Source organism: Burkholderia sp. L-4 (assembly GCF_056856535.1).
Genome location: NZ_JBXEOX010000001.1, coordinates 2,017,660 through 2,036,095, shown reverse-complemented (window position 1 = coordinate 2,036,095; position 18,436 = coordinate 2,017,660). Strand labels below are relative to the sequence as shown.

The window sequence follows — 18,436 nt, the reverse complement described above, 5'->3', positions numbered from 1 at the left end:
GCCGATGACGAACCTGGCGCCGTTGACGTGGCAGGACTGCGTGCAGCCCGACTGGCAGGTGTCGCCGCGCGTGCGCGCGCTGATCACGACGCGCGACGGCGGTGTGAGCGAAGGCCCTTACGGGCGCTGGCAGGAGGGAGAGGCGCGGCCGGGCGGGATGAATCTCGGCCTGCATACCGGTGACGATCCGGCCCGTGTCGCCGCGAATCGCGCGCGTTTGCTCGCCCTCGCGGGCCAGTCGAGCGCCGCGTGGCTCGAGCAGGTTCACGGTGCGGACATCGTCCGCGCCGACGAGGTGATCGCGGCGGCGCCCGCGGCGGCTGCGCCGGTGCGGGCCGACGCGAGCGTCACGGACCGGGCCGGCGCCGTCTGCGTCGTGATGGTCGCGGATTGCCTGCCCGTGCTGTTGTGCGATGCGCAAGGCCGCGCGGTCGGCGCCGCGCACGCGGGCTGGCGCGGGCTCGCGGCCGGCATCGTCGAGCAGACCGCGGCTCGCGTCGCGGCGCTTGCCGGCGGCGCGACGGACACGCTGCATGCGTACCTGGGGCCGGCGATCGGCCCGCAGGCGTTCGAGGTCGGCGCGGACGTGCGCGACGCGTTTCTCGACACGGCTCCGCAGTCGGAGCATGATGAAACCGGGCTCGCGTTCGTCGCGATCGAGGGCGCGCCCGGCAAGTTTCTCGCCGATCTGTACGCGCTCGCGCGCTTGCGTCTCGCGCGTGCGGGCGTCGCGCACGTGAGCGGCGGGGCGGCTTGCACGGTCACCGAACAGGCACGCTTCTATTCGTACCGCCGCGATCGCGTGACGGGCCGCATGGCAGCGGCGATCTGGCTGGCCGATTGACGGCATGCGCATGCGTGCGGGATTTGCCGCGTCGCGAAATCGGGTTATCTCGATATTTAGACGGCACTGCGGCATCGCATGCGCAACTGAATGGAAAATCCCGAAGTCAAGCCGGACAAAATGGTTTATGTTTCGCCGGAACCCTTGTCCCGCCTGTTGCACGCGGATTATCTCCGTGCGGAAATGTTCAGTGGTTTGACTTGGCGCTTCACATGGGGAAAACGATAATGATAAAAATACCGCACTGCGGCAGAATCTGGAGACGCCTCTCCAGAGCATGACGGCCCGGCTCGCAGCCGGCACGCCGCGCGCGAGCAGGATTTCACGATTGACGCTCACGAATCACCGGTAAGGCAGGTAATGACAGCATCGAAAAATTCGTCGACGTCCGCTCAGGCGGGCACTTCCGCAGGCAGCACCGGTTTTGATCCGGCCGCCCAGCCGATGCAGCAGATGTTCGAGTCGTGGCTGAACGCGTGGCGCGGTTTTGCAGATCCGGCGCGCGCCGCGACTGCATCGGCCACCGTCAATCCGTTCGCGACTTTCCAGTTTCCGGCTTCGTTTCCGTTCCAGATGCCGTCGCTGCCCGATCTCGGTGGCCTCGCGGGTCTTGGCGGCATGGCGTCGCCGTTCGCGGGGCTGAAGCTGCCGGTTGCCGCGATTCCGCCGGAACGGCTCCAGGCGCTGCAGGCCGACTACGCACGCGATTGCATGACGCTGATGCAGCAGGCTGCCGCCGCGAAGCTCGAGGCCCCCGAACTGAAGGATCGCCGCTTCAGCGGCGACGCGTGGAAGTCGTCGCCCGCGCATGCGTTCGCGGCTGCGTGGTATCTGCTCAACGCGCGTTACCTGCAGGAACTCGCCGACTCGCTTCAGACCGATCCGAAGACGCGCGAGCGCATCCGCTTCACGGTCCAGCAATGGACGGCCGCCGCCGCGCCGAGCAACTTCCTCGCACTCAATCCCGACGCGCAGAAATCGATTCTCGACACGCAGGGCGAGAGCCTGCGGCAGGGGATGATGAACCTGCTCGGCGACCTGCAGCGCGGCAAGATTTCGCAGACCGACGAATCGCAGTTCGTGGTCGGCAAGAACCTCGGGTGTACTGAAGGTGCGGTCGTCTACGAGAACGACCTGATCCAGCTGATCCAGTACACGCCGAAGACGGACAAGGTGTTCGAGCGGCCGTTGCTGATCGTCCCGCCGTGCATCAACAAGTTCTACATCCTCGACCTGCAGCCCGAGAATTCGCTCGTCGCGCATGCGCTGTCGAACGGCCATCAGGTGTTCCTGGTGTCGTGGCGCAATGCGGACGCATCGGTCGCGCACAAGACGTGGGACGACTACATGAACGAAGGGCTGCTCGCGGCGATCGACGCCGTGCAGCAGGTCAGCGGCCGCGAACAGATCAACACGCTCGGCTTCTGCGTCGGCGGCACGATGCTCGCGACCGCGCTCGCGGTGCTTGCCGCGCGTGGCGAACATCCGGCCGCGTCGATGACGCTGCTCACCGCGATGCTCGACTTCAGCGATACCGGCATCCTCGACGTGTTCGTCGACGAGGCGCACGTGCAGATGCGCGAGCAGACCATCGGCGGCAAGAACGGCACGCAACCGGGGCTGATGCGCGGCGTCGAGTTCGCGAACACGTTCTCGTTCCTGCGTCCGAACGACCTCGTGTGGAACTACGTCGTCGACAACTACCTGAAGGGCCGCACGCCCGCGCCGTTCGACCTGCTGTACTGGAACAGCGATTCGACCAGCCTGCCGGGCCCGATGTACGCGTGGTACCTGCGCAATACCTATCTCGAGAACAAGCTGCGCGAGCCGGGCGCGCTGACCGTATGCGGCGAATCCGTCGACCTGTCGCTGATCGACGTGCCGACCTTCATCTACGGTTCGCGCGAGGATCACATCGTGCCGTGGCAGACGGCCTACGCGTCGACGTCGATCCTGTCGGGCCCGTTGAAATTCGTGCTCGGCGCGTCGGGGCATATCGCGGGCGTGATCAATCCGCCGGCGAAGAAGAAACGCAGCTACTGGGTCAACGACGACCTGCCCGAATCCGCGGACGACTGGTTCGCCGGTGCGGCCGAGCAGCCGGGCAGCTGGTGGCCGACGTGGGTCGAATGGCTCGATGCGTACGGCGGCCGCAAGGTGGCGCCGCCGGCCGAGGCGGGTTCCGCGCAGTTTCCGGTGATCGAGCCGGCACCCGGGCGCTACGTATTGCAGCGCGATTGACGAAAACCGGACAGCGGCGCACGCTGTCCGGAGCACCGCAGTTTTTTTAACAGGGCCGGTAACGATGCGCCGTGTCGTGCGGGCCTGGAGGAAAGGGAAATGACGGACGTAGTGATCGTATCGGCCGCGCGGACCGCGGTCGGCAAATTCGGCGGCTCGCTTGCGAAGATTGCAGCGCCGGAGCTGGGCGCGACGGTGATCCGCGCGGTGCTGGAGCGTGCGGGCGTGAAGCCCGATCAGGTCAGCGAAGTGATCATGGGCCAGGTGCTGACGGCCGGATCGGGGCAGAACCCGGCGCGGCAGTCGCTGATCAAGGCCGGGCTGCCGAACGCGGTGCCGGGGATGACGATCAACAAGGTGTGCGGCTCGGGCCTGAAGGCCGTGATGCTGGCGGCGAACGCGATCGTCGCGGGCGACGCGGACATCGTGATCGCGGGCGGCCAGGAGAACATGAGCGCGTCGCCGCACGTGCTGCCGGGCTCGCGCGACGGGTTCCGGATGGGCGACGCGAAGCTGGTCGACACGATGATCGTCGACGGCCTGTGGGACGTGTACAACCAGTACCACATGGGCATCACCGCGGAGAACGTCGCGAAGGAATACGGGATCACGCGCGAGGAGCAGGACGCGTTCGCGGCGCTGTCGCAGAACAAGGCGGAAGCCGCGCAGAAGGCCGGCCGTTTCGACGATGAAATCGTGCCGGTGTCGATTCCGCAACGCAAGGGCGAGCCGCTGCAGTTCGCCACCGACGAATTCGTGCGCCACGGCGTGACGGCGGAATCGCTGGCCGGTCTGAAGCCGGCGTTCTCGAAGGACGGCTCGGTGACGGCGGCGAACGCGTCGGGGCTGAACGACGGGGCGGCGGCGGTGCTGGTGATGTCGGCGCAGAAGGCGGCGGCGCTCGGCCTGACGCCGCTGGCGCGGATCAAGGCGTACGCGAACGCGGGCGTGGATCCGAGCGTGATGGGCATGGGCCCGGTACCGGCGTCGCGCCGGTGCCTGGAGCGCGCGGGCTGGACGCCGGGCGACCTGGACCTGATGGAAATCAACGAGGCGTTCGCGGCGCAGGCGCTGGCGGTGCACAAGCAGATGGGCTGGGACACGTCGAAGGTGAACGTGAACGGCGGGGCGATCGCGATCGGCCATCCGATCGGCGCGTCGGGCTGCCGGATCCTGGTGACGCTGCTGCACGAGATGGCCAAGCGCGACGCGAAGCGCGGGCTGGCGTCGCTGTGCATCGGCGGCGGGATGGGTGTCGCGCTCGCGGTCGAGCGCCCGTAACCGGCTGTTCGTCACCGTCGAACCGAATCCGGGCGCCGGCCGATTGCGGCTTCGGCCGGCGCCACGTGAAGTCAGAGGGAGCCTCGATAGCTCTCGAAACCAAAAAATGGAGTGAGATTCATGTCTCAGCGAATTGCGTACGTAACGGGCGGGATGGGCGGCATCGGCACCAGCATCTGCCAGCGTCTGTCGAAGGACGGCTTCAAGGTCGTCGCGGGTTGCGGCCCGAACTCGCCGCGCCGCGTGAAGTGGCTGGAGGACCAGAAGGCGCTCGGCTACGACTTCATCGCGTCGGAAGGCAACGTCGGCGACTGGGACTCGACCAAGGAAGCATTCGACAAGGTCAAGGCCGAATTCGGCGAGATCGACGTGCTGGTCAACAACGCGGGCATCACGCGCGACGTCGTGTTCCGCAAGATGACGCATGAAGACTGGACGGCCGTGATCGACACCAACCTGACGAGCCTCTTCAACGTGACGAAGCAGGTGATCGACGGGATGGTCGAGCGTGGCTGGGGCCGCATCATCAACATTTCGTCGGTGAACGGCCAGAAGGGGCAGTTCGGCCAGACCAACTACTCGACCGCGAAGGCCGGCATTCACGGCTTCACGATGTCGCTCGCGCAGGAAGTCGCGACGAAGGGCGTGACGGTCAACACCGTGTCGCCGGGCTACATCGGCACCGACATGGTGAAGGCGATCCGTCCCGACGTGCTCGAGAAGATCGTCGCGACGATCCCGGTGCGGCGTCTGGGCGGCCCGGAGGAAATCGGCTCGATCGTCGCGTGGCTCGCGTCGAACGATTCCGGCTTCGCGACGGGCGCCGACTTCTCGCTGAACGGCGGCCTGCACATGGGCTGACGCCCGGGCTGCGCGGGCCGGGTGGCCGCGCAGCCGGGTGGGTTCCGAAGGCCCCCGCCTCCCGGATTCGGGCGGCGGGGATTCGTCACTTGCGCTTGCGCTACGCTGCACTGAAAGGCGTTACATGACTACTACAAAGAAGACTGCCGAACGGCTCATCAAGAAGTACCCGAACCGCCGGCTCTACGATACCGAGACAAGCACGTACATTACGCTCACGGACGTCAAGCAGCTCGTGCTGGAGCAGGAGGACTTCAAGGTCGTCGATGCGAAATCCAACGAAGACCTGACGCGCAGCATCCTCCTGCAGATCATCCTCGAAGAGGAAAGCGGCGGCGTGCCGATGTTCTCGTCGTCGATGCTGTCGCAAATCATCCGTTTCTACGGCCATGCGATGCAGGGCATGATGGGCACGTACCTGGAAAAGAACATCCAGGCGTTCATCGACATCCAGAACAAGCTCGCGGATCAGTCGAAGAACCTGTACGACACCAACGCGATGAATCCGGAAGTCTGGTCGCAGTTCATGAACATGCAGGCGCCGATGATGCAGGGGATGATGACCAGCTACATCGAGCAGTCGAAGAACATGTTCGTGCAGATGCAGGAGCAGATGCAGAACCAGGCGAAGTCGATGTTCAGCACGTTCCCGTTCAAGCAGCCGGGTGCGTCGGAGCCGGAAAAGAAGTAATTAATCGTGGCGCGGCACGCCGGCCGCGGCGGCGCGAGCCGTCGGGCGACGGGGCCGCAAAGCAGCGCGCGCAGCGCAGCCGATCGTGTGTTCGGGCATGACGATGCGCGGCCGCTGCCTGCCGTGAGATGCCGCCGACGGTCGTTCATGATCGTCGGCACCGATGCGCGTGCCGGGCAACGGCGTGCATGACCGTCATCCAGTCGATCGAGATCCCGTCATCAACGAATGAAAGCCGGGGTGCGCTGCGCCGGAGCGCGTGCGTTCGCACCGCGGCGCGGGGTGCGTGCCTGTCGCACCCGAAGCGGCGCTGCACGGTGACGCGCGGTACCGGTTCCGGTTGCGACGATACAGGCGATGCCGCGTCGACCCGGCGCGACCAAGAACAACAAACCGATTGAGAGAGCGCATGCGAGGGATTCGAATGGCATCGGCCGGCAGGCTCGCCGGTCTTGCTTCGATGTTCATGTGTGGCATGGGCCTGGCCTTGCCGGCCCTGGCGATCGATTGCGCGAAGGCCGTGCAACCGGTCGAGAAGCGCATCTGCGCGAGCCCCGCGCTGCGGGCAGCCGACGCGAGGATGAATACGGCCTATGCGGGCGCGCTGAAGGCCGCGCCGGACGCCGCGATCCGCGACATGCTCGTGCGCAGCCAGCGGCGCTGGATCGGCGCTCGCAACAACCGACTCGACGCCGATTACGATGGCCATCCGATGGCGGTCGACGAAGTGCGCAAGGCCGTCGATCGGCGCACGGCGATGCTGGCCGATCGGTCGGCCAAAGGGCTGATCGCGCGGGCGCTGGCCGAGCGGCAGTGGCTCGCGAAATATACGGGCGGCCCGTTGACCGGTTTCGATGGCAACTGCGATTTCATTCCGGACGACGCGAGCGGCACGCACGTGTCTTACGCGTGCTTCGGCGCGGTCCACGTGCAGCATCGTGCGCGGATCTGCAGCCAGAGCGAGGACTGGGCGACCGGCGCGGTCTATCAATACCGCTCGGTGAGTGCGACCGTCGGCGGGAAGGTGCATCCGGTGGCGTTCTGCGAGGCGCAGGCGCATGCGCAATCGTGCGATGGCGGCGGCGCGCAGTCAGGATGGGTACGGGCCGGTGCGTCCGGCGTGGATGGCCGCGCGCCGGCGCCGGCCGCGGGCATGCCGCAACTGGATGCGGAAATGTGGCCGATCGGCGACGGCGACGATGCGGTGTGGTTCGAGCGGTGTCTGACTGCGCCGGTGTTTCCGGATGCGCGGTGACGCGCAACGCTTCATGTTCCTGCACGGCCCGCGATCGCGGGCCGGGTCGTTTTTCGTCGGGAGGGGTTTCGTGCGCAGCCGATGTCGATCGATCGTCGACTGCGATGTCGCGCACGCGTGCGCTGCGTGGCCATCGGTTCAGGCCGATGGCATGCGTTGCAGCGGTGCTCAGTGCGCGGGACCGAAGTCCTGATCGTCGTCCGGCGGAGGAAGGTCGAGCACGAGCTTGACGGCGCAGTAATTCGCCTTGAGCGAAAACACGCGGCCGATCACGAGGAACGTCTGTCGCGAATGCTCGAGCTCGACGAAGTCGCCCGGTTGCGGCACATGCGCGCCCTGGTCGTAGGAGAAACTGGTGCTGGTTTGCTCGCCGACGGCTTCCGCTGCGTGTTCGGTGAATTCGATCGTGATGTGGGTGGTCATGCGAGCCCCGTCATGGATGGTGTGAAGCGGTTGGAGGTTCCGATTCTCGCATAACGGCGCCTCGCGTCCGGGGCGATTGTCGTGCGCCGGGCTCCGGCGCACTCGAGTCCGCACGCGTCGAGGATGTTCCACGAGCGTTGCAGCGAACCTCCCGTTGGAGAGCCGTGGCAGTGCGATGGCGGCGGCCCGGCCGAAGCCGGGCGCGGCGCGGAACGAAGCGAGGTTGCGGTTATTTCTCCGCAAACGTGCCCGCTTCCACCAACGTCATCTTGCCGGGGTCCAGGTACGTGCGGATGGCGGTGTTGACCTGCTCGACGGTCAACGCGCGCACGCGCTCGGGATAGGTGTCCAGGTCGCTCAGCGGGCGGTCCTGGAGCACCGTCTGGGCGATCATGGCGGCCATCTGCCCGGTCGTTTCCATGGCGACTTGATGGCGGCCGATCATGCCGTCCTTGCGGGCATCCAGTTCCGCCTGCGTCACGCCCTGTTTCCACCAGGTGTCCAGAATGCGGCGCGTGCTGGCGACGCCCTTGTCCAGCAGAGGCGGGGCGAAACTGCTGGTGATGACGAATCCGCCGTCCATCAGCGAGAGCCCGGACAGGCCGGCACGGATGCCGTAGGTCAGGCCCTCCTGGTCGCGCACCCCTGCCATCAGCCGGCCGGTGAAGCCGTTGCCCAGGATGTTGACGGCCGCGCTGAGCGGCAGGTAGTCGGCATCGTTGGCGCGCAGGTCGATGGCCTGACCCAGCATCACGCTGATGGATTCCTTGTCCCCCATGGCGATGCGCTGCATGTCGGGCTGACTTGCCTTGCGCGGCGGCCCCTGCCGCACGAGCGCCTGGCCGCCGCTCCAGCCCGCGAACGCTTCGGTCACGAGAGACTGCAGGCGGCGAGGGTCCGCGCCGCCGACCACGACCAGCGTCATGTGTGCAGGCCCGTAATAGGCTTGATGAAAGGCCTTGATGTCGTCCAGCGTGGCGGCGGCGATGGCCTCGAGCATCCGCTCGCGCGGCACCGGGGCGTTGAGGTGCGCGGCGGGGTAGATCGACCGGTTCAGCGCCTCGGTGGCCCGGACCGACGGGTTTTCCGCGGCGTTGCGGACCGCGGCCTCCAGCCGCGTCTTGGCCTTGGCCAGTTCCTCCGGCTTGAAGGCCGGCCGGCGCAACTGCTCGGCCATCAGGTCGATCAGCGTCGGCAAATCCTTGGTCAGGCTTTGGCCGTAGATGCCGACGTAGCCCCCGTCGGTCCGGAACGACAACTGGGCGCCCAGGCTGTCCAGCAGCGCGGAGATCGCCACCTTGTCGCGACGGGTGCTGCCCTCCTGCAGCAACATGCCCGTCAGCAACGGCACGGCGGGATTGGCTGCCTTGCTGGCCGTATCGGCATCGCCCAGCGGCATCACCCCGGCAATGGACACCATTTCCCGCGGCGACATCGAATAGGTCAGCAGCGCGATGCTGCCGGCCTGGGTGCGCACGACGCGATCGGCGATGCCCGCCTGAGCGGCAACAGGCAGCCACAGCACGGCGAACCACACGAACCACGTCCGCAGATGATTGAAACGAGCCTGCTTCATGACGATTTCTCCGGGACGAACCAGCCGGTGGTGCTCTGGTTTTCAACGAGGTACTTTCGGGCGACGCGCTGCACATCGGCGGGCGTCACCTTCTCCAGTTCTTCGAGCTCGGTGACGAACCGTGTCCAGTCGCCCAGCGAGACCGCGTGGCCCAATCGGGCGGACGTCAAGCCGACGCCGTCACGCTGGTAGATCTGATCGGCCCGGTAAGGGCCCAGCACCCGCTCGATATCGTCGCGCGTGACGCCCTCGGTCTTGACGCGCTCCAGTTCGGTCCAGACGACTTTCTCGGCCTGCTCGTGTTTCGCGTCGGGCGGCAGGCTGACCGTCACCACGAACGGGCCGGGATCACGCAGCGCATGGAAGCTGGCGCCGGCATGCGTGGCAACCGCGGTGTCGACCAGCGCGCGATACAGCCGGCTGCTCTTGCCCTGGCTCAATACCAGGCCCAGGACGGTCAGGGCCGCCGCATCGGGGTCGAGCGCGGGCGGCGCCTTGAAGGCGATGACCAGATTGCCTGTCGCGCCGGCGCGTTTGAGCACCAGCCGTCGCGGCCCCTGCTGCGGAGGTTCCTCGGTCGTGACCACCGGGATGGGCTGGGGCGCGCGCGGAATGCCGCCGTAATACTGCTTGATCCAGCCCAATGCCTGGTCCGGCCGGAAATTGCCGACCACGATGACGACCGCGTTGTCCGGCCAGTAGAAGGTGTCGTAGAAGCGGCGCAGCTTGTCCACGCTCGCATGCTCGATGTCGCTACGCCAGCCGATGGTGGGATGATGGTAAGGGTGTGCCTGGTAAGCCGTGGCCATGACCTGCTGGAACAACGCGGTGACAGGACTGTTCTCGCCCCGCTCGTACTCGTTGCGTACCACCGTCATCTCGCTGGCCAGGTCTTCCGGGCGCAGCAGGAGGTTGCGCATGCGGTCGGCCTCGATGGCGATGTAGCCTTCCAGCGCGTCGCGCCCGAGCGTGCCGAAGTAGTTGGTGCGGTCCATCGAGGTGGTTGCGTTGAAGGTCGCGCCCACGCGCTCCATGTAGCTGTTCAGCGAATTGCCGAGCGCCTTGTTGTAATGCTGGCTGCCCTTGAACATCAGGTGCTCGAGCAGGTGGGTGTCGCCGGTCGTGCCGGCGGCCTCGTTGCGTGAACCCACCTGGTACAGCACCTGGAAACTGACCACCGTCGCTGCGGGATCGGGCAGGGCCAGCACGGTGAGGCCGTTGGCATCCAGGCGGTATTCGTCGATGCCGCCCAGGGAGCGCACGTGGGTAAAGCCCGCGACCTCGACGGGTTGAGCCATCGCGGTGCCTGCAATCAACAGGTACAACGAGAGCCCGGTGCATATCAAACGTCGTACTGACATGAAACGTCCTTTCGTGTGGGCGGGATGAACGCGGAAGATCGGGCGCCGGCTCGACGGTCGGTCGACCTGACCTGCGTCGAGCGCGGCGAACGTGAAGTTTTTCATATTTTCCGATGCGCGTTGAGCGATGGTGCGTGGCGGGGACATCGCCGCCGGGATGCACCCGTTGAACGTGCAGGTCACCTGAACGCGATTGTCGGGCCCGGACGTCTTCGATGGCGCATCGCGCCGAGGTCTGCCGGCGAGCAACGGTGGGCAGGCGATTGTTTCAGAGTGAAAAGGGACGCATCAAGCCGCCTCGCATGACAGGCCGTTGACGCGTCGTGCCGCCGATTTGACGGTCGACGCCGTCGCCGACCGCCTGTTTTGCCTCGCCACCCCTAAATCGCTGTAAACTCACGCTTTTGCTGCCACGCCCCCACATTCCAGATGTCCCAATCCCCCAAAGTAGGGTTCGTATCCCTCGGGTGCCCCAAGGCGCTCGTCGACTCCGAACAGATCATCACGCAATTGCGCGCCGAAGGTTATGAAATCTCCGGCACCTACGACGGCGCCGACCTCGTCGTCGTGAACACCTGCGGCTTCATCGACGAAGCCGTGCAGGAAAGCCTCGACGCGATCGGCGAAGCGCTGACCGAGAACGGCAAGGTGATCGTCACCGGCTGCCTCGGCGCGAAGTCGAGCGCGAGCGGCTCGAACCTGATCGAGGAAGTCCATCCGAAGGTGCTCGCCGTCACCGGCCCGCACGCGGTGGGCGAAGTGATGCAGGCCGTGCATTCGCACCTGCCGAAGCCGCACGACCCGTTCACCGATCTCGTGCCCGCCGCCGGCATCAAGCTCACGCCGCGTCACTACGCATACCTGAAGATCTCCGAAGGCTGCAACCACCGCTGCACGTTCTGCATCATCCCGTCGATGCGCGGCGACCTCGTGTCGCGCCCGGTCGCCGAAGTGATGCTGGAAGCCGAGAACCTGTTCAAGTCGGGCGTGGAGGAACTGCTCGTGATCTCGCAGGATACGAGCGCCTACGGCGTCGACGTGAAGTACCGCACGGGCTTCTGGAACGGCAAGCCGATCAAGACGCGCATGACCGACCTGGTCGCCGCGCTCGGCGAACTCGCCGCGCAGTACGGCGCGTGGGTGCGCCTGCACTACGTGTACCCGTATCCGAGCGTCGACGAAGTGATTCCGCTGATGGCCGAAGGTCCGTTCAAGGGCCACGTGCTGCCGTATCTCGACGTGCCGTTCCAGCACGCGCACCCCGAGGTGCTGAAGCGCATGAAGCGCCCGGCGAACGCCGAGAAGGTGCTCGAGCGCGTGCAGAAGTGGCGCGAGATCTGCCCGGACCTGACGATCCGCAGCACGTTCATCGCGGGCTTCCCCGGCGAGACGGAAGAGCAGTTCGAAACGCTGCTGGACTTCATCCGCGAGGCGGAACTCGACCGCGTCGGCTGTTTCGCGTATTCGCCGGTCGAAGGCGCGACCGCGAACGAACTCGACGGCGCGCTGCCGGACGACGTCCGCGAGGCACGCCGCGCGCGCTTCATGGAAGTCGCCGAGGAAGTGTCGGCGAATCGCATCCAGCGCAAGGTCGGCAAGACGCTCAAGGTGCTGATCGACGAAGTCAGCGAGGAAGGCGGCATCGGCCGCACCGCGGCCGACGCGCCGGAGATCGACGGCGTCGTCTATGTCGAACCTGCGGCGAAGGCATCGAAGCGCTACAAGGTCGGCGATTTCGTGTCCGTGAAGATCACGGGCGCGGACGGTCACGATCTGTGGGGCGAGGTGTAAGCGATGGCTGCCGCCTTTCCGGAGATCCTCGCGCTCGGTGAGGCGATGATCGAATTCAACCAGTCGCAGCCGGGCCGTCCCGAATTCCTGCAGGGCTTCGGCGGCGACACGTCGAACTTCTGCATCGCGGCGGCGCGCCAGGGCGCGTCGACGGGCTTCGTGTCGGCGATCGGCGACGATCCGTTCGGCCGGCTGCTGGCCGGCATGTGGCAGGCGGAACAGGTCGACACGACGTACGTGCGGATCGACCGCACGGCACCGACCGGCGTGTATTTCGTCACGCATGGCGCGGACGGTCACCAGTTCGACTATCTGCGCGCGGGTTCCGCGGCGAGCCGTTATGCGGCGGCCGACCTGCCGCTCGACGCGCTCGCGGCCGCGAAGGCCGTGCACCTGTCGGGCATCAGCCTGGCGATCAGCACGGCCGCGTGCGACGCGGCGTTCGCGGCGATCGACCATGCGCGCCGCCACGGCGCGAAGGTCAGCTTCGACACGAACCTGCGCCTGAAGCTGTGGCCGCTGCCGCGGGCCCGCGCGGTGATGCGCGAGGCGCTGCGCCAGACGGACATCTGCCTGCCGAGCTGGGACGACGTCACCGCACTGACGGGCGCGAACGATCGCGATGCGATCGTCGATGCGATGCTCGAACACGGGCCGCAGGTCGTCGCGCTGAAACTCGGCAAGGAAGGCGCGTATGTCGCGACGCCGAGCGAGCGGCGCGTCGTGCCGGGCTTCACCGTCGAGGCCGTCGATGCGACGGGCGCGGGCGATTGTTTCGGCGGCGCCTTCGTCGCGCGGATCGTCGCGGGCGACGATCCGTTCGCGGCCGCACGTTACGCGAACGCGGCGGCGGCGCTGTCGACGACGGGCTACGGCGCGGTCGCGCCGATTCCGCACCGCGATGCGGTCGCGCGCCTGATGCAGGGCTGACGCGAAATACGCGCGCCGGCCGTGGTTTCGTACGACGGGCGGCGCGTCGCCGCGATTTTCGAGCGAATCTGAAGCAAGGAGCAACACAAGGTGGGTCGATATTCGGAATGGCAACGGGTGCTTGTCGTCGCAGGCGCGCTGGCCGCGGGCCTCGCGATGCCGCGCGTGGTCGCGGCGCAGGCCGTCGCGCCGGGCGTGCAGCAGGATGAACCGGCACCGGCGCGGCCGCTGAAGCCGAATCCCGAGTTTGCCCGCCTGCCGCGCTACGAAGGCACGCTCGGCGACCGGCCGATCGTCGTGCATCTCGGCCCGAAGACGGACGAGGAGGGCGTGCACGGCGAGTACCAGTTCGCCGATACCGGCGAGGTCGTGCTGCTGGCGGGCGATCGCGACGGCGACACACTCGAGATCGAGGAGTCGAACGACGGCACGAACATCACCGGCGTGTGGATCGGCCGCTTCGACGCGACGGGCGACCTGAAGGCCGACCGGATGAACTCGGACGAGTCGGACCCGCAGCCGGTCGTGCTGCATCTCGCACCGGGCAAGCGCGCGGCGCTGCAGGTGCGCGACGGCCGCGTGCGGGAAATCGAGACGGTGGGCGGCGTCGTGAACCTGCGCACCGACGACTGAGCGCGCGCTGGCTCGGCGGGCGCGGCGCGCATTGTACCGGGCCAAGCGCGCCGATTTTGGCTAATCTAGCGGCATATTCCGCAACCGAACGGCCTCGTGCCCGGCTTCCCGACATGACTGCATCCACCCCCAAGCGCGCGCTGCAAACCCGCATCGTTCAACCCGACGACGTCATTCCGGAAGGCTTCCGGTCGTTCGTGCCGCCGGTCGCGCGCGCGTCGACGGTCGTGTTCCCCGATCTCGCGACGATGCGCGCGCTCGTCTGGCACAACGACAACCAGTGGCGCTACGGGCTGCATGCCACGCCGACGTCGCTCGCGCTCGCGCAGCGGCTCGCCGAGATCGAGGGCGGCGCGCATGCGCTGCTGCAGCCGTCGGGGCTCGCGGCGATCATGAACGTCTACTTCGGGATCGTGAAAGCGGGCGACGACGTGCTGATTCCGCACAACGTGTACGGCCCGAACGCCGATTTCGGCAACTGGCTCGCGAAGGATTTCGGCATCACCGCGCGCTTCTACGATCCGCTGATCGGCGCCGGCATCGCCGACCTGATCCAGCCGAACACGCGGCTGATCTGGATCGAGGCACCGGGCTCGGTAACGATGGAAGTGCCCGACGTGCAGGCGATCACCGCGGCCGCGAAGGCGCGCGGCATCGTCACCGCGATCGACAACACCTTCTCGGCCGGGCTCGCGTTCAAGCCGTTCGAGCACGGCGTCGACATTTCGGTGCAGGCGCTGACCAAGTACCAGTCCGGCGGCAGCGACGTGTTGATGGGCGCGACGATCACCGCGGACGCGGCGTTGCACGCGCAACTGAAGCTCGCGCGGATGCGCTGCGGGATCGGCGTGTCGGTCGACGATTGTTCGCTCGTGCTGCGCAGCCTGCCGAGCATGCAGGTGCGCTTCGATGCGCACAGCAAGAGCGCGCTCGCGCTCGCGCAATGGCTGAAGGCGCGGCCGGAGATCGCGGCGGTGCTGCATCCGCAGATCGCCGACTGCCCGGGGCACGCGTCGTTCGTGCGCGATTTCACGGGCGCGGGCGGGCTGTTCTCGGTGGTGTTCGACGAACGCTATAGCGCGGAGCAGATCGATCGCTTCGTCGAGTCGCTCGACCTGTTCGCGATCGGCTGGAGCTGGGGCGGCGCATGCAGCCTCGCGATGCCTTACGACGTCGCGTCGATGCGCCCGGACTGGCCGCATCGCGGCACGCTGGTGCGTTTCTACGTCGGTCTGGAGGACGAAGCCGACTTGCGCGCGGACATCGAGCGCGCGCTGCAGGACGTACTCGGCTGATCGCCGGTCGCGACGACCCGCGGAAAAACGAAACGCCGGCGCGATGCACGATCGCGCCGGCGTTTTTCATGGGGGGTGCGGCGCGATCAGAACAGCCGCAGCAGCCCGTCGAGGCCGACATGGTCGAACGCGACCGTCGCCGCGTCGCGCACGACCGGCTTCGCGTGAAACGCGACCGAGAGCCCCGCTTCGGCCATCATCTTCAGGTCGTTCGACCCGTCGCCCATCGCGATAGCGCGGCTCGGCTCGAGGCCGAGCGACGCGCACGTGTCGCGCAGCAGGCGCGCCTTCACGTCGGCGTTGACGATCTCGCCGAGCACCTTGCCGGTCAGCTTGCCGTCGACGATCTCGAGCGTGTTCGCGTACGCGTAGTCGAGGCCGAGACGTGCCTTCAGCCGCTCGGTGAAGAACGTGAAGCCGCCCGACACGAGCAGCGTCTTCATGCCGGCGGCCTTCACGCCTGCCAGCATCGTCTCGGCGCCCGGCGACAGTTGCAGCCGTTCCTCGTACACGCGTTCGAGCGCCCGCGCGTCGAGCCCGGCCAGCAGCGCGACGCGGCGCGTGAGGCTTTCGTTGAAGTCGCGGATCTCGCCGCGCATCGACGCTTCGGTGATCTCGGCGACCTGCGTCTTCAGCCCGCAGAAATCGGCGATCTCGTCGATGCATTCGATCGTGATCAGCGTCGAGTCCATGTCCATCACGGCGAGCCCGAAGTCGCCGAGCGTGCGGCCGGCCTCGACGAACCCGAAATCGAGCGCGTGCGTGCCGCAATACGCGTCGATGTCGAGGCGTTGCGCCGGGTTCGCGTTTTCGATGCGCAGCGCGTGATCGTCGGTCTGCACGATGCGGGTGCCGCGCGACAGCGCGAGCAGCGGTTTGTGATGGGTGTCCGACAGCGGCGCAAGACTCTGGATGACGAGATTGTGGGTCATGACGAGTGGTTGGAAAGCAAATGAAATGCGTGTGCGGCCAACGGACGGCCGCCTGCCGATGCGGGCCCCGTCCGGCGTCGGGCCCTTGCGTGGCGAACGCGCCATTGTAGCCGGTTGGCGGGGGCGGGGCGGACGCGGCCGTTTCGGTTCCGGGGGCCGGAATCGAAGCGGCAACGCCGCGGCACGCGCGCGGACACCGATGCCTATCGCCCGTCCGCTCGATCCCAGTACGGCGGATCGCCGAAATGCTCGGCGAGGAACGCAATGAACGCGAGCGTTTTCAACGGCACGTGCGCGCGGCTCGGATAGACGGCCCAGATCGCCACCTCGTCCGCGAACGGATAGTCGTCGAGCACCGTGACGAGCGTGCCGCTCGCGAGCAGCGGGCCGACGTCCCAGGTCGACTTGATCGCGATTCCGAAGCCGTCGACGAGCGCTTCGCGGATCGCCTCGCCGTTGCTCGCGACGAGCCGGCCGGCGACCCGCACGGTCAGCGGGCCTTGCGGCGTCGCGAACGACCAGTCGCGCTGGTCGCCGAGGATCACGCATTCGTGCTGCGTCAGGTCGGCCGGATGGCGCGGCGTGCCGCGCTCGGCGAGATACGCGGGCGAGCAGCACAGCACGCGGCGGTTGGTAGCGAGCTTGCGCGCGACGAGCGTCGAGTCCTTCAGCGCGCCGAGGCGGATCGCGACGTCGTAGCCGTCGTCGACGAGATCGACGATCTCGTCGGACAGCCGCAGGTCGAGCGATACCGACGGATAGCGGCGCAGGAACGCGGGAATCACCGGCGCGACGTGCTGGCGGCCGAACGACGACGACATCGACACCTTCAGCCGCCCGTACGGCTCGCTGCGGCCATGGCCGACCGAGGCGCGCGCGGCGTCGGCGGCCGACAGCAGCGCGTCGGCGCGCGCCATGAAGATTTCGCCGTCCTGCGTGAGGCTGATGCGGCGCGTGGTGCGGTGCAGCAACCGTGCGCCGAGCTGGCGTTCGAGCTGCGCGATGCGCGCGCTGGCAACGGCGGCCGACACGCCGAACTCGCGGCCGGCCGCCGTGACGTTCGCGAGCAGCGCCGCGCGCACGAACAGCGCGACGTCGAGCAGGTCGAGCGGCTTGTCGGGTGCCGGAATCGGATCGGACGCCATTATTCTGAAATTCCTGAAAATGTTTCAGGAAATATAGCGGTTTTCTCGAAGGATCGGGTTGCCTACGATGATGTTCATGGGGCCGCGCCGCGGCCCGCCCGGATTCCCTGAAAGGAGTATCGAGATGAAAGCCGTTGGACTGACCCGCTATCTGCCGATCGACGACCCGCAAGCCTTGCTCGACGTGGAACTGCCGCAGCCCGTGCCGGGCCCGCGCGACCTGCTCGTGAAGGTCGAGGCGATTTCCGTGAACCCGGTGGACACCAAGGTGCGCGCGCCGAAGCCGCAGGTCGAGGAGACGCCGCGCGTGCTCGGCTGGGATGCGGCCGGCACGGTCGTCGCGGTCGGCGCCGACGTCACGCTGTTTCGCCCCGGCGACGAGGTGTTCTACGCGGGCAGCATCACGCGGCCCGGCGCGAACAGCGAATTCCATACGGTCGACGAACGGATCGCCGCGCTGAAGCCGCGCACGCTCGACTTCGCCGCGTCGGCCGCGCTGCCGCTGACCGCGCTGACCGCGTGGGAAGCGCTGTTCGACCGGCTGCGCGTGTCGCCGCAGGGCGCGGACGCCGGCAAGTCGGTGCTGATCATCGGCGGCGCGGGCGGCGTGGGATCGATCGCGATCCAGCTCGCGAAGACGCTCGGCAAGCTGCACGTGATCGCGACCGCGTCGCGGCCGGCGTCGGCCGACTGGGTGCGCGCGCTCGGCGCCGACGCGGTGGTCGACCATTTCGGCGACCTGCCGGCGCAGTTGCGCGAGGCCGGCCATCCGAACGTCGACTACGTGCTGATCTTCAACGATACGGATCGTCATTTCCCTGCCGCCGCGGAGGTCATCCGGCCGCAGGGCGGCATTTGCACGATCGTCGAGAACGACAAGCCGGTGCCGGTCGAACTGCTGAAGGCGAAGAGCGCCGCGTTTCACTGGGAGTTCATGTTCACGCGCGCGATGTTCGAGACGCCGGACATGATCGAGCAGCACCGGATCCTCGGCGAAGTCGCGCGGCTCGTCGACGGCGGCACGCTGCGCACGACGCTCGGCGAACAGCTCGGCACGATCAACGCGGCGAACGTGCGGCGCGCGCACCAGTTGCTCGAGGGCGGCCGCGCGATCGGCAAGCTCGTGCTGAGCGGTTTCTGATTCCGTCGCGCGCATAAGGTTGCGGCGCCGCGAACG

General features: G+C 67.3%; 17 protein-coding genes. 12 read left to right on the top strand and 5 right to left on the bottom strand.

Features of this window, described 5'->3' with window-relative positions; all coding sequences use genetic code 11:
* Positions 1–4 precede the first annotated feature (4 nt).
* The 7 genes from pgeF (at position 5) to AC1VVG_RS09395 (ending at position 7,173) form a co-directional block, all read left to right on the top strand.
* On the top strand, positions 5–844 hold the full coding sequence (gene pgeF / locus AC1VVG_RS09425; protein ID WP_034188973.1) for a peptidoglycan editing factor PgeF: 840 nt from the start codon (positions 5–7) through the stop codon (positions 842–844).
* Positions 845–1,204: 360 nt separating this feature from the next.
* The gene (gene phaC, locus AC1VVG_RS09420) at positions 1,205–3,085 is read left to right on the top strand and encodes a class I poly(R)-hydroxyalkanoic acid synthase (protein ID WP_124608877.1); all 1,881 of its coding nucleotides are present in this window, start codon (positions 1,205–1,207) and stop codon (positions 3,083–3,085) included.
* Positions 3,086–3,184: 99 nt separating this feature from the next.
* Positions 3,185–4,366 carry an acetyl-CoA C-acetyltransferase gene (locus tag AC1VVG_RS09415; RefSeq protein ID WP_069706224.1) on the top strand — a complete coding sequence of 394 codons (1,182 nt, stop codon included), beginning with the start codon at positions 3,185–3,187 and terminating at the stop codon, positions 4,364–4,366.
* A gap of 120 nt (positions 4,367–4,486) precedes the next feature.
* Positions 4,487–5,227 (top strand): 3-ketoacyl-ACP reductase, encoded by a 741-nt coding sequence (locus AC1VVG_RS09410; RefSeq protein WP_482835556.1) that lies wholly within the window; start codon positions 4,487–4,489, stop codon positions 5,225–5,227.
* Positions 5,228–5,351: 124 nt separating this feature from the next.
* Positions 5,352–5,918, top strand: coding sequence for a polyhydroxyalkanoate synthesis repressor PhaR (gene phaR, locus AC1VVG_RS09405; protein ID WP_034186777.1), 567 nt, complete (start codon positions 5,352–5,354; stop codon positions 5,916–5,918).
* A 188-nt stretch (positions 5,919–6,106) separates the two neighbouring features.
* The gene (locus AC1VVG_RS09400) at positions 6,107–6,319 is read left to right on the top strand and encodes a hypothetical protein (protein ID WP_482835555.1); all 213 of its coding nucleotides are present in this window, start codon (positions 6,107–6,109) and stop codon (positions 6,317–6,319) included.
* An 8-nt stretch (positions 6,320–6,327) separates the two neighbouring features.
* Positions 6,328–7,173: a lysozyme inhibitor LprI family protein gene (locus tag AC1VVG_RS09395; RefSeq protein ID WP_482835554.1), complete on the top strand. Its 846-nt coding sequence runs from the start codon at positions 6,328–6,330 to the stop codon at positions 7,171–7,173.
* A gap of 168 nt (positions 7,174–7,341) precedes the next feature.
* Here the strand turns inward: AC1VVG_RS09395 and AC1VVG_RS09390 are convergent, their stop codons facing one another.
* The 3 genes from AC1VVG_RS09390 to AC1VVG_RS09380 all read right to left on the bottom strand — a co-directional run bounded on the left by AC1VVG_RS09390 (position 7,342) and on the right by AC1VVG_RS09380 (position 10,638).
* Positions 7,342–7,596: a hypothetical protein gene (locus AC1VVG_RS09390; RefSeq protein ID WP_034186779.1), complete on the bottom strand. Its 255-nt coding sequence runs from the start codon at positions 7,594–7,596 to the stop codon at positions 7,342–7,344.
* Positions 7,597–7,825: 229 nt separating this feature from the next.
* Complete coding sequence (locus tag AC1VVG_RS09385; RefSeq protein ID WP_482835553.1) at positions 7,826–9,172, bottom strand: M16 family metallopeptidase; 1,347 nt, start codon at positions 9,170–9,172, stop codon at positions 7,826–7,828.
* Positions 9,169–10,638: a M16 family metallopeptidase gene (locus tag AC1VVG_RS09380; protein ID WP_482835552.1), complete on the bottom strand. Its 1,470-nt coding sequence runs from the start codon at positions 10,636–10,638 to the stop codon at positions 9,169–9,171. The genes AC1VVG_RS09385 and AC1VVG_RS09380 overlap by 4 nt, the downstream gene beginning before the upstream one ends.
* A 324-nt stretch (positions 10,639–10,962) precedes the next feature.
* On the opposite strand from AC1VVG_RS09380, the gene rimO reads away from it, so the two are divergent.
* From rimO to AC1VVG_RS09360, 4 genes are all read left to right on the top strand, one after another.
* On the top strand, positions 10,963–12,324 hold the full coding sequence (gene rimO, locus AC1VVG_RS09375; RefSeq protein WP_482835551.1) for a 30S ribosomal protein S12 methylthiotransferase RimO: 1,362 nt from the start codon (positions 10,963–10,965) through the stop codon (positions 12,322–12,324).
* A gap of 3 nt (positions 12,325–12,327) precedes the next feature.
* Positions 12,328–13,254 carry a sugar kinase gene (locus AC1VVG_RS09370; protein WP_069706227.1) on the top strand — a complete coding sequence of 309 codons (927 nt, stop codon included), beginning with the start codon at positions 12,328–12,330 and terminating at the stop codon, positions 13,252–13,254.
* Between the two features lie 90 nt (positions 13,255–13,344).
* Positions 13,345–13,887, top strand: coding sequence for a hypothetical protein (locus AC1VVG_RS09365; protein ID WP_034186783.1), 543 nt, complete (start codon positions 13,345–13,347; stop codon positions 13,885–13,887).
* A 113-nt stretch (positions 13,888–14,000) separates the two neighbouring features.
* On the top strand, positions 14,001–15,182 hold the full coding sequence (locus AC1VVG_RS09360) for a cystathionine beta-lyase (protein WP_226252804.1): 1,182 nt from the start codon (positions 14,001–14,003) through the stop codon (positions 15,180–15,182).
* Positions 15,183–15,268: 86 nt separating this feature from the next.
* On the opposite strand, the gene serB is transcribed toward AC1VVG_RS09360, so the two are convergent.
* Positions 15,269–16,114: a phosphoserine phosphatase SerB gene (gene serB, locus AC1VVG_RS09355; protein ID WP_034186785.1), complete on the bottom strand. Its 846-nt coding sequence runs from the start codon at positions 16,112–16,114 to the stop codon at positions 15,269–15,271.
* Positions 16,115–16,317: 203 nt separating this feature from the next.
* Positions 16,318–17,259: a LysR family transcriptional regulator gene (locus tag AC1VVG_RS09350; protein ID WP_034186786.1), complete on the bottom strand. Its 942-nt coding sequence runs from the start codon at positions 17,257–17,259 to the stop codon at positions 16,318–16,320.
* Between the two features lie 124 nt (positions 17,260–17,383).
* Here AC1VVG_RS09350 and AC1VVG_RS09345 point away from each other — a divergent pair, with 124 nt between their 5' ends.
* Positions 17,384–18,400, top strand: coding sequence for a zinc-binding alcohol dehydrogenase family protein (locus tag AC1VVG_RS09345; protein ID WP_034186787.1), 1,017 nt, complete (start codon positions 17,384–17,386; stop codon positions 18,398–18,400).
* Positions 18,401–18,436: the final 36 nt, after the last annotated feature.